The organism is Jiella mangrovi (assembly GCF_017815135.1).
Taxonomy (GTDB): Bacteria; Pseudomonadota; Alphaproteobacteria; order Rhizobiales; family Rhizobiaceae; genus Jiella; species Jiella mangrovi.
In genome coordinates, this window is the sequence record NZ_JAGJCF010000004.1 from 21,400 (window position 1) to 36,059 (window position 14,660).

The 14,660-nt window shown below is 64.8% G+C and carries 16 protein-coding genes; 12 read left to right on the top strand and 4 right to left on the bottom strand.

Going from position 1 to position 14,660, the window contains the following annotated elements; all coding sequences use genetic code 11:
- The 3 genes from clpA to J6595_RS07570 all read left to right on the top strand — a co-directional run bounded on the left by clpA (nt 1) and on the right by J6595_RS07570 (nt 3,711).
- The gene (gene clpA / locus J6595_RS07560) at nt 1-2,505 is read left to right on the top strand and encodes an ATP-dependent Clp protease ATP-binding subunit ClpA (protein WP_209593861.1); all 2,505 of its coding nucleotides are present in this window, start codon (nt 1-3) and stop codon (nt 2,503-2,505) included.
- 100 nt (nt 2,506-2,605) lie between these two features.
- On the top strand, nt 2,606-3,349 hold the full coding sequence (locus J6595_RS07565) for an AzlC family ABC transporter permease (protein ID WP_209593862.1): 744 nt from the start codon (nt 2,606-2,608) through the stop codon (nt 3,347-3,349).
- Nucleotides 3,349-3,711: an AzlD domain-containing protein gene (locus J6595_RS07570; protein ID WP_209593863.1), complete on the top strand. Its 363-nt coding sequence runs from the start codon at nt 3,349-3,351 to the stop codon at nt 3,709-3,711. Before J6595_RS07565 ends, J6595_RS07570 begins: the two co-directional genes overlap by 1 nt.
- Nucleotides 3,712-4,010: 299 nt before the next feature.
- On the opposite strand, the gene J6595_RS07575 is transcribed toward J6595_RS07570, so the two are convergent.
- Nucleotides 4,011-4,451: an HIT family protein gene (locus J6595_RS07575; protein WP_209593864.1), complete on the bottom strand. Its 441-nt coding sequence runs from the start codon at nt 4,449-4,451 to the stop codon at nt 4,011-4,013.
- A 120-nt stretch (nt 4,452-4,571) separates the two neighbouring features.
- On the opposite strand from J6595_RS07575, the gene J6595_RS07580 reads away from it, so the two are divergent.
- On the top strand, nt 4,572-4,826 hold the full coding sequence (locus J6595_RS07580) for a type II toxin-antitoxin system Phd/YefM family antitoxin (protein WP_209593865.1): 255 nt from the start codon (nt 4,572-4,574) through the stop codon (nt 4,824-4,826).
- Nucleotides 4,823-5,272: a type II toxin-antitoxin system VapC family toxin gene (locus tag J6595_RS07585; protein ID WP_209593866.1), complete on the top strand. Its 450-nt coding sequence runs from the start codon at nt 4,823-4,825 to the stop codon at nt 5,270-5,272. Before J6595_RS07580 ends, J6595_RS07585 begins: the two co-directional genes overlap by 4 nt.
- Nucleotides 5,273-5,310: 38 nt before the next feature.
- Here J6595_RS07585 and J6595_RS07590 read toward each other — a convergent pair whose 3' ends face one another.
- Genes J6595_RS07590 through J6595_RS07600 form a run of 3 tightly spaced genes read right to left on the bottom strand, consistent with a single transcriptional unit; the run spans nt 5,311 to nt 7,762 of the window.
- Nucleotides 5,311-6,516, bottom strand: coding sequence for a GNAT family N-acetyltransferase (locus J6595_RS07590; protein ID WP_209593867.1), 1,206 nt, complete (start codon nt 6,514-6,516; stop codon nt 5,311-5,313).
- 39 nt (nt 6,517-6,555) lie between these two features.
- The gene (locus J6595_RS07595) at nt 6,556-7,293 is read right to left on the bottom strand and encodes a glycerophosphodiester phosphodiesterase family protein (protein WP_209593868.1); all 738 of its coding nucleotides are present in this window, start codon (nt 7,291-7,293) and stop codon (nt 6,556-6,558) included.
- 1 nt (nt 7,294) lies between these two features.
- Nucleotides 7,295-7,762, bottom strand: coding sequence for a RidA family protein (locus tag J6595_RS07600; RefSeq protein ID WP_209593869.1), 468 nt, complete (start codon nt 7,760-7,762; stop codon nt 7,295-7,297).
- A 134-nt stretch (nt 7,763-7,896) separates the two neighbouring features.
- Between J6595_RS07600 and J6595_RS07605 the strand changes: the two genes are divergently transcribed.
- The 7 genes from J6595_RS07605 (at nt 7,897) to J6595_RS07635 (ending at nt 14,551) form a co-directional block, all read left to right on the top strand.
- Entirely contained in the window at nt 7,897-8,973 is a 1,077-nt protein-coding gene (locus J6595_RS07605) for an EipB family protein (protein WP_209593870.1), read from the top strand.
- Nucleotides 8,974-9,392: 419 nt separating this feature from the next.
- On the top strand, nt 9,393-10,217 hold the full coding sequence (rpsB, locus tag J6595_RS07610; RefSeq protein ID WP_209593871.1) for a 30S ribosomal protein S2: 825 nt from the start codon (nt 9,393-9,395) through the stop codon (nt 10,215-10,217).
- Nucleotides 10,218-10,374: 157 nt separating this feature from the next.
- Nucleotides 10,375-11,301, top strand: a complete 927-nt coding sequence (tsf, locus tag J6595_RS07615; RefSeq protein ID WP_209593872.1) for a translation elongation factor Ts — start codon at nt 10,375-10,377, stop codon at nt 11,299-11,301.
- 274 nt (nt 11,302-11,575) lie between these two features.
- A complete protein-coding gene (gene pyrH, locus J6595_RS07620; protein ID WP_209593873.1) occupies nt 11,576-12,295 on the top strand; it encodes a UMP kinase in 720 nt (239 codons plus the stop codon).
- A gap of 65 nt (nt 12,296-12,360) precedes the next feature.
- The gene (gene frr / locus J6595_RS07625) at nt 12,361-12,918 is read left to right on the top strand and encodes a ribosome recycling factor (protein WP_209593874.1); all 558 of its coding nucleotides are present in this window, start codon (nt 12,361-12,363) and stop codon (nt 12,916-12,918) included.
- A gap of 60 nt (nt 12,919-12,978) precedes the next feature.
- The gene (locus tag J6595_RS07630) at nt 12,979-13,695 is read left to right on the top strand and encodes an isoprenyl transferase (protein ID WP_209593875.1); all 717 of its coding nucleotides are present in this window, start codon (nt 12,979-12,981) and stop codon (nt 13,693-13,695) included.
- A gap of 4 nt (nt 13,696-13,699) precedes the next feature.
- Complete coding sequence (locus J6595_RS07635) at nt 13,700-14,551, top strand: phosphatidate cytidylyltransferase (RefSeq protein ID WP_209593876.1); 852 nt, start codon at nt 13,700-13,702, stop codon at nt 14,549-14,551.
- Nucleotides 14,552-14,660: the final 109 nt, after the last annotated feature.

A 14,660-nucleotide genomic window follows, 5' to 3' on the forward strand; every position in this document is an offset into this window, starting at 1 on the left:
TTGCCGACATTTTCGCAAAGCCTTGAGAAGGCACTTCATCAGGCGCTCACACTGGCGAACGAACGTCATCAGGAATTCGCGACGCTCGAGCACCTGCTTCTGGCCCTTCTCGAGGACAAGGACGCGGCAGCCGTGATGCGGGGCTGCAGCGTCGATCTCGACCTCCTGAAGAAAAATCTGGTCTCCTACATCGATACCGAACTGGCGAATCTCGTTACCGGTCACGAGGAGGATTCCAAGCCCACCGCCGGATTCCACCGGGTGATCCAGCGGGCGGTGATTCACGTCCAGAGTTCCGGCCGCGAAGAGGTGACTGGCGCCAACGTGCTCGTCGCGATCTTCGCCGAGCGCGAGAGCCACGCCGCCTATTTCCTGCAGGAGCAGGAGATGACCCGCTACGACGCGGTCAACTTCATCTCCCACGGCATTTCCAAGCGCCCCGGCGCCTCGGAGAGCCGGCCACTGCGCGGCGCCGAGGACGACCAGTCGACCATCGGTCAGGAAGATGAGGGCAAGCGCAAGGCGGCACCCGACGCTCTGACGGCCTATTGCGTCAATCTCAACGACAAGGCCCGCAACGGCAAGATCGACCCGCTGATCGGGCGGTCCGAGGAGATCAACCGCACGATCCAGGTCCTGTGCCGGCGCTCCAAGAACAATCCGCTCTATGTCGGCGATCCCGGCGTCGGCAAGACGGCGATCGCCGAGGGTCTCGCCAAGCGTGTCGTCGACGGCGACGTGCCCGAAGTGCTCGCGGACGCCACCATCTTCTCCCTCGACATGGGAACGCTGCTGGCCGGCACCCGCTATCGCGGCGACTTCGAGGAGCGGCTGAAGCAGGTCGTCAAGGAGCTCGAGGAGTATCCGGGCGCGGTTCTTTTCATCGACGAGATCCATACGGTGATCGGTGCCGGCGCCACTTCGGGCGGGGCGATGGACGCCTCCAACCTGTTGAAGCCGGCCCTGTCCTCGGGCGCGATCCGCTGCATCGGCTCGACCACCTACAAGGAATATCGGCAGTTCTTCGAAAAGGACCGGGCGCTCGTCCGGCGCTTCCAGAAGATCGACGTCAAGGAGCCGACGGTCGACGACGCGATCGCCATCATGAAGGGGCTGAAGCCGTATTTCGAGGACTTCCACCACGTGAAGTTCACCAATGAGGCGATCAAGTCGGCGGTGGAGCTGTCCGATCGCTACATCACCGACCGCAAGCTGCCGGACAAGGCGATCGACGTGATCGACGAGACCGGCGCCTCGCAGATGCTTCTGCCGGAGAACAAGCGCAAGAAGCAGATCGGGATCAAGGAGATCGAGGCGACCATCGCGACGATGGCCCGCATTCCCGCCAAGGCCGTTTCCAAGGACGACGAGGAGGTGCTCGCCCATCTCGACGAGCAGCTGAAGCGTGTCGTCTACGGCCAGGACGCGGCGATCGAGAACCTTGCCTCGGCGATCAAGCTGTCGCGGGCGGGCCTGCGCGAGCCGGACAAGCCGATCGGTTCCTATCTCTTCTCCGGCCCGACCGGCGTCGGCAAGACCGAGGTGGCGCGCCAGCTGGCGTCGTCGCTCGGGGTCGAGCTCCTGCGCTTCGACATGTCGGAATATATGGAGCGGCACACGGTCTCGCGGCTGATCGGTGCGCCTCCCGGCTATGTCGGCTTCGACCAGGGCGGCCTCTTGACCGACGGCGTCGATCAGCATCCGCACTGCGTGCTTCTGCTCGACGAGATCGAGAAGGCGCATCCGGACCTGTTCAACATCCTGCTCCAGGTCATGGATCACGGCCGGCTGACCGATCACAACGGCAAGCAGATCAATTTCAGGAACGTCATCCTGATCATGACGACCAATGCCGGCGCATCGGAAATGGCCAAGGCCAATATCGGCTTCGGCCACTCCAAGCGCACCGGCGCCGACGAGGAGGCGATCAATCGCCTGTTCACGCCGGAATTCCGCAACCGGCTCGATGCGATCATCCCGTTCGGCGGGCTGCCGACGCCGGTCATCCATCAGGTCGTCGAGAAGTTTGTGATGCAGCTCGAGGCCCAGCTTTCCGAGCGGGGCGTGACCTTCGAACTTTCGCCGGAGGCCGTGAAGTGGCTTGCGGACAAGGGCTATGACGAGAACATGGGCGCGCGGCCATTGTCGCGGGTCATCCAGGAGCACATCAAGAAGCCGCTCGCGGACGAAGTTCTGTTCGGCAAGCTCAAGCGCGGCGGCACCGTCAAGGTGCTCGTCGGCGACGACGGCGAGGGCGGACAGAAGATCGTGCTCGAATCGATCGCCGACGAGGTGCCGCCGCCGCGTTCGGGCAAGTCATCGGCCAAGAAGCGGGCGGCCGTCGCCTCCGACGGCTCGGAAATCGAGGACGAGGCTGACGATGACGGCGACGAGAGCGACGAGGACGGCGACGACGAAGTCGCACTCATGGCCGAGGACGGCGATACCGCGCCGGCAAAGAGCCGGCCAAGTTCCGTCCCGAAGGTTCCGCGCCGATCGAATTGACGGCGCGCACCGTCAGTCCTTATGACTGTCGACGGCCCGGTTCAGCCCAGTGCTGGCCGGGCCGTTCTTGTTCGCACCCCTCAGGAGCCGTTTCGGGCTCATGTCTTCCAAAGCGCTGCAACGCGAAGATCGCTCGACCTTCGGCTGGATCCTGCTCGGTGTCAAAGGGATCGCCAGCCCGCCGGCGCTGATCCTGACGACGGCCTTCTTCGGCTTTGCCGGTCTGTGCCGGGAGGCCGGGATCTCCTGGCAGGAAGCCTCGTTCATGACGGCCGTGGTCTGGGCGTTGCCGGCCAAGATCATTCTGCTTGGTGCCATCACGGCGGGAACGTCGCTGCCGGCCGCAGCCTTTGCCGTGGCGCTCTCCTCGCTGCGCATGACGCCGATGGTCGTCGCCCTCATGCCGGATCTGCGCGGGCCGAAGACGAGGACGCCGACGCTGCTCTTTCTGTCGCATTTCGTCGCCGTGACGGCCTGGGTCTTTGCCATGGAGCGAATGGACGCGGTGCCGCGGGAGAAGCGGGCGGCGTTCTTCGGCGGCTTCGCGGTCACCCTGACCGTCATCAACACGATCCTCGTGGCCGTCGTGTTCAACCTGATGGGGCAGTTGCCGGCGCTGGCGACGGGCGCGCTGGCCTTCCTGACGCCGGTCTATTTCCTGACCTCTCTCTACGGTTCGGCGCGTGACATCTCGGGCAAACTCGCCCTGTTCTGCGGTATGGCGGCCTTGCCCCCGGCGCACTGGCTGTCGCCGGGTTACGAGCTTCTCGTCGCGGGTATTGGCGGCGGCCTTGTCGCCTATTTCGGCGCAAGGGCGGTGAAAGCGCGCCGCGGGGCGGTCTGATGTCCGACTGGGCCTATTCCAACGTTCTGCCGTGGTGGCCTTACGTCTTCATTCTCCTCGGCGGCTGGTTGCCGACCGACATGTGGCGCTATCTCGGCGTTCTTTCCGCCAACCGGATCGACGAGACCAGCGAAGCGGCGGCGCTCGCCCGCACGATCGCCACCGCCCTCGTCGCCGCGGTGATCGCCCAGCTGGTATTCTATCCCTCCGGCGCGCTCGCCGAGATCCCGGCACCGGTGCGTCTTGCCGCGCTGGCGGCGGGTTTCGCGGCCTTCCAGCTGTCGCGGCGGCGCATTCTGGTCGGCATCTTTTCGGCAGAGCTGGTCATCGGGGGATGGGCGCTGGTTGCGGCGTCGATTTAAGCATTGCCGCAACGCGGTGTGGTGCGGCCAATCCCTCGCCCTTCGAGGCTCCGCTTCGCTCCGCACCTCAGGATGAGGGATTGGGTGATACTCTTGCTGCAAGCGTTTCCGTGAAAGCGGCCGCAGCATATGCCCGTCCCCTCATCCTGAGGTGCGACGACGAGCCCAGCGAGGAGGAGCCTCGAAGGGGGAGGGGGCGCCCCGCAAGCGGCGAAGCGGCACGCCGCCCAGGATTGCTCGGAACGCAGTCGTTCCGAGACGAAGCTGGCGGGCAGCGGCTGGGACATGCTCGAGAGCGCCTATCCCTTCGCCAGCTCCGCCCGGATCGCCTCCGCATGCGCCTTGATCGTCTCCATCGGCACGTCGCCGAAGGCATGGCGCTTCAGCTCGACGCCCTCGAAGATGGGAATCACGTGGAAATGCAGATGGAACACCGTCTGTCCGGCCGGCTCCTCGTTGAACTGCGCGACGCGCACGCCGTCCGCCGCAAACGCCGCCTTCGCCGCGCGGGCGAGCCTTGCCACCAAGGGCATCACCGCTTGCAGCGTCGCGTCCGAAACGTCGAGGATGTTGCGCGAGGGCGCCTTCGGAATGACGAGGCAATGGCCCTTCGATTGCGGCATAACGTCCATGATCGCGATAGCGACATCGTCCTCGAAGAGCTTTTCGCTCGGGATTTCGCCCTTGATGATCTTGGCGAAGACGTTGTCGTCTTCGTAGGCGGTCGTATCGGCGGTCATGAATGTTCCCCGGAGGCGTTGTTCGGCCGCAGCGCTGTTGAAATGGCAGAAGGCACTGCACCTTGCATTTGCAAGCAGATCGATCAAATTGCTGGTTGGAGATAGGCGACGGATGAGCCGATGTCGAACGTATCATTTCAGGAAGCCGAATCCGATCTGGCGACGCTGGTCGACCGCGCTGCGCGTGGCGAGGTGGTGACGATCACCCGCGACGGCGCCCCTGTAGCGGCGATCGTCCCGATCGAGTCCGCCGGGACGACGCGTGCCCCGCGGGAGAACCGAAAGCCCGGGTTAGTCGAACTCTTGATGGCTTTCCCGGCTGGCGACGAGGTGTTCGAACGCAATCGTTCTCCGTCGCGAGATGTCGATTTTTGAATGGCTATCTGATCGATACAAACATCATTTCGATGTTGGCGCCGACCAAGAAGGTCTTGTCGCAGAGTTTCGTCGATTGGCTCAAACAGGCCGAGGGCGATGAGCTTCTGTTTCTGTCTGTGGTCACGCTGCACGAGATCGAACGGGGCATCGAACGCCTCCAGCTGAAAGGCGCGACGGCCAAGGCGGCCGAACTCCGCGGCTGGTTGGAACGTGTCCTGGCCAGCTATGCCGACAAGATCCTGCCAGTCGATCACGCGACCGCGGCGCTTTCGGGCAAACTGGAAGCACGAGCGATCGGAGGCGGCGGCAACCCGGGGATCAGCGATGCTCTGATCGCGGGCACGGCTCAACGCCGAGGTCTGGTCGTCATCACCGAAAACTCGCGTGACTTCGCGATGTTCGGGATTTCGTATCTCTCGCCGAGCGAGCTTGCCTCTACGTGAGGCATTGTGGGCGATGGGGTCGCCATCACCTTTGCGCATCACCCCCGCTTGAACGGCGTATGCTCGCCCAATACCTCGCTCACCCGCTCCACCTCGTCGCGCTCGGCCTCCAGATAGTCCTCGATGGCCCGGCGCAGACCAGGATGGGCGATGTAGTGGGCCGAATGGGTGGTCACCGGCTCGTAGCCGCGGGCGAGCTTGTGCTGTCCCTGTGCGCCCGCCTCGACGACGGCCAGCTTGCGGTCGATCGCGAAATCGATGGCCTGATGATAGCAGACCTCGAAGTGCAGAAAGGGGTGATCCTCGATGCAGCCCCAGTTGCGGCCGTAGAGCGTATCCGCACCGATGAAGTTGAGCGCGCCGGCGACGTAGCGACCGTCACGCTTGGCCATCACCAGGAGGATACGGTCGGCCATCCGCTCGCCGATCAGGGAAAAGAAGCGGCGGTTGAGATAGGGCCGGCCCCATTTGCGGCTGCCGGTGTCCATGTAGAAGGCGAAGAAGGCGTCCCAGGCCGCTTCGCTGAGATCCCTGCCGGTCAGCCATTCGATGGTGATGTCGTTGACGAGCGCCTCGCGCCGCTCCTTTTTCAGGGCCTTTCGCTTGCGCGAGGCGAGGGTTTCCAGAAACGCGTCGTAGCTTTGATAGCCGCGATTGAAGAAATGGAACTGCTGGTCGATGCGGTGCAGCCAGTCGGCCTCGGAGAGGGCATCGATATCCGGCTGTTCGAGAAAGGTCGCGTGGACCGAGGAGATGCCGGTCTGTGACAGATAGGCCCTTGCGCCGGCCGCGAGCTGGACGCGGCGCGCATCGGCATCCACGCCTCGGCCGACGAGAAGCCGCGGTCCGGTCGCCGGGGTGAAGGGCACCGACATCTGGAGCTTGGGATAATAGGCGCCGCCGGCCCGCTCGAAGGCGTCGGCCCAGCCGTGATCGAAGACGTATTCGCCCTGGCTATGGGATTTCAGATAGGCCGGTGCGACGCCGACGATGGCTCCGGCGTCGTCCTCGAGCACGAGATGCTGCGGCAGCCATCCCGCCCGCTCGCCGACACAGCCTGAATCCTCCAGCGATTTCAGGAAGGCGTGTGCGAGGAACGGATTGGCGGGACCGCCGGCGCTGCCGGGTTCCCGCACAGAGCCGGTCTCGGCCAGTCCATCCCAGATCGCCGCGTCGATCGCAGCGATCTTGTCAGTGACCCTGATCGTGATCGCCGGCCCGCCGGCGTCGTGCTGCTGCCTCATGAGCGCAGAAGTAAACCTTCCGGGCCATCGTGCAAGGGATCATTGCTGCGGCGCGAAGTCCTCGAAGGTGATCTGGTCGGCATGCAGACGGCTGACCGCGTCCTCGGCTTCGTTGCGCACCGTCCAGGAAATCGCCGGGGCGCCCTTGTCTCGGCGGACCCACGCGACGAAGCTGTTGGGCAGGTCGTGCACGTCGTAGGAGACGAAGTCGCAGCCGCGCTCGAAGATCGCCCGGTGCGCGGCGAGGGCGCCGGCGCGCTTGCCATCCGCCGTGAGGCCGATCGGCCGGTTCTGCGGGCGGTCGGCGAGCATCTGGTCGATCAGCCAGTCCTCGAAGGACATCAGCGCCAGATGGCCGTCATAGCGGTCGATCAGGGGTTTGATGCGGCTGAAATAGTCCGGATCGCGGTTCCTGTCCGCGCCCTTCAGTTCGATCACCAGCGGCACCTGGCCGTGGACGATGCCGAGAAAGCGCTCCAGCGTCGGAATGCCCGTCGTCGTCATGCCGAGGGTGAGCCCGGCCAGATCCTTGTCGGAGAGCGAGGCGATTGCGGCATGGTGGCCGGTCATCCGCCCGGCCGTCGCATCATGAAAGACGTGCGGCGTCCCGTCGGCCGACATCTGCACGTCGCACTCGATCGCGTAGCCGGCGGCGATCGCCGCCAGCGCTGCCGGGATCGAATTCTCGGGAATGGTGCGATTGCCGTCGTGGAGCCCACGATGGGCGATCGGCCGCTCCACCAGCCAGCGGAACGGCCCGTCATACTGCGCTTGCACGTCAGGCGATCTCGAACGTCGCTTCGACTTCGACGGCAGCGTTCATCGGCAGGGCTTGGACGCCGACGGCCGAACGGGCGTGACGGCCGGCATCGCCGAGGATCTCGACCATGAAGTCCGAGGCGCCGTTGGCGACCTTGTGCTGATCGGTGAAGGCGGGATCGCTGGAGACGAAGATGGTGAGCTTCAGGAGGCGGCCGATCTTCGACAGATCACCGCCGAGCGCCGATTTCGCCTGTGCCAGAACGTTGATGGCGCAAAGCTTTGCCGCCCGCTGGCCGGTCTCGACGTCGACGTCGGTGCCGAGCTTGCCGGTGACGGCGAGCGCGCCGTTTTCCATCGGAAGCTGGCCGGAGGTCTGCAGGATCGAGCCATAGGTGATGGTGGCGATGTAGTTGGCGGCGGGGGCGGCTGCCTCGGGCAGCGTGACGCCGGCTGCGGAAAGGCGTTGTTCGATCGTGTCGGCCATGATGTTGTCTTCCTCTTCTGACGCGAATAGGACCAAAGGTTGCGGCGGCCGGAAAGCCGGAACGCCGCGACGGATGGCGAGGTCGCTTGGAGCGTTCGGTAAACGATCCTCAGCGTGAGTGAAAGATCGAACTGATGATGCAAAGCGCCGCCGCATTGCAATTTCTATCCACCGGGCTCGCCGTGGCACTGGCGTCCCTGGTGTCGGGGGCGTCGAGCGCCGCCGCCGGCGAGGCCGTGCTTCTCGCGCCGCACCGCGCCTCCTACGATGTCGGCCTCGGGGAGGGGAGCGACGACCTGCTCGGCGTCGACGGGCGCATCGCCGTCGACTTGAGCGAGCCCGCCGACTGTCGTGGATATGGCATCGCCTATCGCTTCGTGGCGCGGTTCCTGAAGGATCAGGAGGCCATCGTCACCGACCAGCAGATTCGCATCGACGAGACCCGCGACGGCCGGCATTTCCGGTTCGATGGGCAGAGTTTTGTCGATTCCCTGCCCGATAGCACCACCAGCGGCGAGGCGACGACGGCGGACGGCCAGACCGTCGTGACCTTTGAAAATCCCGCGCCGCGGGACGTCACGCTGCCGCGATCGCAGTTTCCGGTCCATCATACCCGCGCGATCATCGCGGCGGCCAAGGCCGGCCGGCCGATCGTCGAAACCCATGTCTTCCAGGGGGATTCCGACGCGGAGAAGAACACGACGAGCACGGTGATCATCACGCCGCTCGACAAGGCGGAGCTCGCGAGCGAGATCGCCGGATACGGCTCGACAGCCAAAACCGGCAGAGCCACTCCGCCAGCAGCCGGCGCCGAAGCGCCGGGCGGGGACGATCTTGCGCCGAACGACGAGCTCGCCGACGAGCCTGCCGGTGAAGAGAATGGCTCGGCGCAGATAGACGGCAGTGCCGAGCCGCAGGATGGCCAGCCGAACGCCGACGTGAGCCGTTCACACGATGACGCCGACGCCTCGGAGCCGGCGGCGATCGCCGCGGCTCTCAAAGGCCTGACGGCCTGGCGGGTCACCGAATCCTTCTACAATTCGGACAGCGACGAGGACGGGCTGCCGGTGTTCGAGACGATCTACACGCTTTTCGAAAACGGCGTCACCGGAAACCAGATCCTGAAATTCGACGGCTATACGCTGAATGCGAGGCTTGCCAGTCTTGAGCTTCGCGGCGCGCCGGATTGCCCGCTGCCGGCGGGGGAGTGATCGCGCCGAGCGATCGCGGCGGGGCATCGAGCGACGAGGCCGGAGCGTATCCCCGTCTTCTTGAAAACCGGCCCCGTCGGCCAATCCGCGACGGCAAGGCCCCCGCCTTGACCGCCCGAAAGCGGGTGCCGGAACGGCGGCCCGGTGTGTGTGGTCTGCCGGCAAAGCGGATCACACGCCATCTTGAAAATCACGGTGCCGGTGCCGATCTATCTGGCTCGGGCGCCTCTCGCAGCCTTCCGATCGGCTTGGCTCTTGTTGCCAAGGCTGCGTGTTTGCTGTAAGGCGCGCCCCATTCCACACACGGAAACCGGGTTGGATCGACTGGCGCTGCGGCTCCGGTTCGTTCTCGCCCACCGGTGGCGGCCACTGGTCGCTTCTTTCCGTGGAGGCATAACCGGTCAAAGGACAAACACGATATGGCACTGCCAGACTATTCCATGCGCCAGCTGCTCGAAGCGGGCGTTCACTTCGGTCACCAGACCCACCGCTGGAACCCGAAGATGTCGCCCTATATCTTCGGCGCGCGCAACAACATCCACATTCTCGACCTCGCCCAGACGGTGCCGCTTCTGCACCGGGCGCTGCTCGCCGTTTCCGACACCGTCGCCCGCGGCGGCCGCGTGCTCTTCGTCGGCACCAAGCGCCAGGCCTCCGATCTCGTCGCCGACGCGGCGCAGCGCTCGGCCCAGTACTACGTCAACTCGCGCTGGCTCGGTGGCATGCTGACCAACTGGAAGACCATTTCCGGTTCGATCCAGCGGCTGCGCAAGCTCGACGAGATGCTCGCCGGTAGCGAGGCCCAGGCCTTCACCAAGAAGGAGCGCCTGACGCTGACCCGCGAGCGCGACAAGCTCGAGCGGGCGCTCGGCGGCATTCGCGACATGGGCGGCGTGCCGGACATGATCTTTGTGATCGACACCAACAAGGAATCGATCGCGATCGAGGAGGCCAAGCGCCTGCACATCCCGATCGTCGCGGTGGTCGATTCCAACTGCGATCCGCTGCCGATCGACTACCCGATCCCGGGCAATGACGACGCGGCGAGGGCGATCTCGCTTTATTGCGACCTGATCGCACGCGCCGCCGTCGACGGCCTGGCCCGCCAGCAGGGCGACATGGGTATCGATATCGGCGAGATGGAAGAGGCGCCGATCGAGGAGCTGCCCGAAGAGGCGGCCGTTGGCGGCGAGACCGCTACCGAGGCAGCCAATCTGGCCGAGAACGCCTCGGCCGCCGAGTAAACCGCTTCACGATTACGCGCGGCGGGATCAATCGGGCAGGGCGCCAATGGCGCTTTGCCTTGATCTGCCAGCCGCCGTCGTAATCACCGCGTCACAATTGCGGCGCACCCGTTCACGCAGAGCTGGTGCGCCAAATCATTTCCGAGGATGACCCAAGATGGCAATTTCCGCTTCGATGGTGAAGGAACTGCGCGACAAGACCGGCGCAGGCATGATGGACTGCAAGACCGCGCTCGCCGAGACGAACGGCGACATGGAAGCCGCGATCGACTGGCTGCGCAAGAAGGGCATCGCCAAGGCCGACAAGAAGTCCGGGCGCACCGCCGCCGAGGGCCTGGTCGGAGCGTTGTCCGATGGCACCAAGGGTGTCGTGGTCGAGGTCAATTCCGAGACCGACTTCGTCGCCCGCAACGAGGCCTTCCAGACCCTCGTCAGCAACATCGCAGCGGTGGCGCTTTCGACCGACGGCAGCGTCGAGGCGGTTTCCGCCGCGACCTATCCTTCGTCTGAGAAGCCGGTTTCGGACGTGATCCGCGACGCCATCGCTACGATCGGCGAGAATATGAGCCTGCGCCGCTCGGCGATGCTGACCGTCTCCGACGGCGCCGTGGCGACCTATATCCACAACCAGGTGGCTGAAGGGCTCGGCAAGCTGGGTGTTCTCGTCGCCATCGAATCGGCCGGTGACAAGGCAGCGCTCGCCGCCTTCGGCCGGCAGGTGGCGATGCATGTCGCCGCGACCAACCCGCTCGCCCTGACCGCGGACGAGATCGATCCGGCCGTCGTCGAGCGCGAGAAGGCGATCTTCTCCGATCAGGCGCGTGCTTCCGGCAAGCCCGAGAACATCATCGAGAAGATGGTCGAGGGCCGGATGCGCAAGTTCTACGAGGAGGTCGTTCTTCTCAAGCAGAACTTCGTCATCAATCCGGACCTCACCGTCGAGAAGGCGCTCGAGGCGGCTGAGAAGGACTTCGGCGCTCCGGCCAAGATCGTCGGCATGGTGCGTTTCGCCCTCGGCGAGGGTGTCGAGCGCGAAGAGAGCGACTTTGCCGCGGAAGTCGCCGCGGCCGCCGGCAAGAAATAACTTTCAGCTTCCGGCGAAACGCCGCCCTTCGGGGCATCGTTTTGCCGGAGCAAACGGGTCTTTTCTCCCATTTGCAGAGCCACTTGATCGGGCGCTCGCTTCACAAGCGGGCGCCCGTATTGTATCGGCTGGCTGGAGCGGGAGGCCAAAGAGCAATTCGCGATGATGGTCCCACGGCCGCTGCGAGCTTGCAGCGAGGCCGGAGGCAGAGAAAGATCGTGGTGCGGTGGCAAGTCTGGCCGGTCCGCGCCCACGGGGTGGAGCAGAATACTCGATGACCGCCGAAATCCGTTATCGCCGCGTCTTGCTGAAGGTCTCGGGCGAAGCCCTCATGGGCGAGCAGGGCTTCGGCATCGATGTCGCCGTGGTCGATCGGATTGCCTCCGACATCGCCGAGGCGCGGGCGCTCGGCGTCGAGATTTCCGTCGTGATCGGCGGCGGCAACATCTTTCGCGGCGTCGCCGTCGCCTCCAAGGGCGGTGATCGCGTGACCGGCGACCACATGGGCATGCTCGGAACTGTCATCAACGCGCTCGCACTCAGGACGTCGCTGACGAAGATGGGCGTCGATGCGATCGTCCTGTCCGCCATCGCCATGCCGGAAATCTGCGAGAGCTTCACCCAGCGCGCCGCGCTCCAGCATCAGGCGGCCGGACGCGTCGTCATCTTCGCGGGCGGCACCGGCAATCCGTTCTTCACGACCGACTCGGCCGGGGCGTTGCGCGCGGCCGAAATGGGCGCGGCCGCTCTGTTCAAGGGCACCCAGGTCGACGGTATCTACTCGGCCGACCCCAAGCTCCAGCCCGATGCCGAGCGCTACGACAAGCTGACCCATGCCGAGGTCCTGCAGCGCGGGCTGGCCGTCATGGACGTCGCTGCTGTCGCGCTCGCCCGTGAAAACCATATTCCGATCGTCGTCTTTTCGATTCATCAAAAGGGCGAATTTGCAAGAATTCTCGCCGGCGCCGGCCGCGCGACGATCGTTTCGGACTAGGACGAGGGCCCCGTGAAGGAAGACGGTGTCTTCCCCGCCTCGGCATTGCAAGAAAGGACACGACCATGGCTGAACTGGATCTCAACGAGCTGAACCGCCGCATGGAAGGCGCGATCAACAGCCTGAAGGGCGACCTCGCCGCTCTTCGCACGGGCCGGGCTTCGGCCAACCTCCTCGATCCGATCACCGTCGAGGCCTATGGCTCGCAGATGCCGCTCAACCAGGTGGCCAACGTGACCGTGCCCGAGCCGCGCATGGTCTCGGTGTCAGTCTGGGACAAGCAGATGGTCGGCAAGGTGGAGCGGGCGATTCGCGAGAGCAGCCTTGGCCTCAACCCGATCACCGACGGCACGACGCTGCGCATTCCGCTGCCCGAACTCAACGAGGAACGGCGCAGGGAACTCGTCAAGGTTGCGCATCAATATGCCGAAAGCGCCCGCGTGGCGGTGCGCCATGTGCGCCGCGACGGTATGGATAGCCTGAAGAAGAGCGAAAAGGCCGGCGATATCGGCCAGGACGAGAGCCGGCAGCAGTCTGACAAGGTCCAGAAGATGACCGACGATACGATTGCGGAAATTGATAAATTGCTTTCCGTCAAGGAAGGCGAAATCATGCAGGTATAGGCTGTTCGTGATCGTCGGCGCCCTGCGCCGGCCCGCCAACCGCAGAGAAGGGCGAGGATAGTGCGGCATCCCCGACATGTGGCCATCATCATGGACGGCAACGGACGCTGGGCGCGCGCACGCGGCCTGCCGCGCAGCATGGGCCACAGGCGGGGGGTCGAGGCGGTGCGCGCGGCTGTTCGCACCGCCGGCGAGCTCGGCATCGAATATCTGACGCTGTTTGCCTTCTCCTCGGAAAACTGGCGGCGGCCGAAGGACGAGGTCGAGGAGCTGATGGGGCTCCTGAAGCATTTCATCCGCCGCGATCTCGCCGATCTCCACAAGGAGGGCGTTCAGGTCCGGGTGATCGGCGCCCGTGACGATCTGTCGCCGGACATCCGTGCGCTGCTCGAGGAAGCGGAAAACCTCACCAAGGACAACGACCGTCAGACGCTGGTCATCGCCTTCAACTACGGCGCGCGGGACGAGGTCGCGCGGGCTGTCCGCCGCATCGCGGAGAAGTTCGCCGCGGGCGAGGTGACACTTGATGCCCTCACCGCCGACTATCTCGGCGAGCACATGGACACGGCCGGGATTCCGGATCCCGATCTGATCATCCGCACCAGCGGCGAACTCCGGCTGTCGAACTTCCTGCTGTGGCAGGCGGCCTATTCCGAATTCGTGTTTCCCCCCTGCCTGTGGCCCGATTTCGACCGTCAGGCCTTCGAAGACGCCCTTGCCGAATATGCCAGCCGCGATCGCCGTTTCGGGGGTTTGTCGCGGGAAATCGCATCCTGACGCGATGGGGCTTGGCATCAGACGGTTTTTCGCCGAGGGGAGTTGGAGCGATCTGCGGTCTCGTCTGATCTCGGCCGTAGTGCTGGGGATCCTCGTCCTGCTTCTGGTCTTCGCCGGTGGCTGGGGCTTTCGCCTCTTGTGCTGCGTGACGGGTTTCATCGTTTTTGACGAATGGGTCAGGATCACCCGGGCAAGGCGCCTGCGGCCGCATTTCACCTTCGGGCGGCGGATCTTCTATTTCTCCCTGCTCGCCTTTGCCTTCGGCTTCGAACTTTCCGCGATCCTGATCTTTCTCGCCGGCACCTCGTTTCTGGTCTTCATCGACCGTCACGAGCGCAAGGCCGACTGGCTGGTCGGCGGCCTTCTCTATGCGGGAGCTGCGACCTTTCCTCCGGCGCTGCTGCGCGGCGACGATCCGTCCGGTCTCCTGTCGATCGCCTTCCTGGTAACGGTCGTCTGGGCGACCGACATTTTCGCCTACTTCACCGGTCGCTCGGTCGGCGGGCCGAAGCTGATGCCGATGGTCTCGCCCAAGAAGACGATCTCCGGCGCTCTGGGTGGGCTGGCTGCCGCCGTCATCCTCGGCTGTCTGTTCGCCTATGCCGCGACAGGGCAGGTGACGCCGCTCATCGTCGGCCTCGCAATCATCTTGTCCGTCGCCGGGCAGGCGGGGGATCTCTATGAATCTTTCATCAAGCGGCGTTTCGGCGTGAAGGATTCGGGGCGTCTCATTCCCGGCCATGGCGGGCTGATGGACAGGATCGACGCGATCATCGTCGCAGGGACGGTGGCGTGGCTCGTAGGCGTCGCAGTTGCGGGGTTCGACCAGCCGTCGCTGGGCCTGTTCCCGCAGTGAAGGTGGGCGCGGGCCGCAAGGGCGGGGCGTGTTTGCGCCATCCTGGTTCGCTGCTATAGATCGAGGCAATCGGGCGGTGGCTTCGCTGCTGCCAGAAGGAGTGACGATC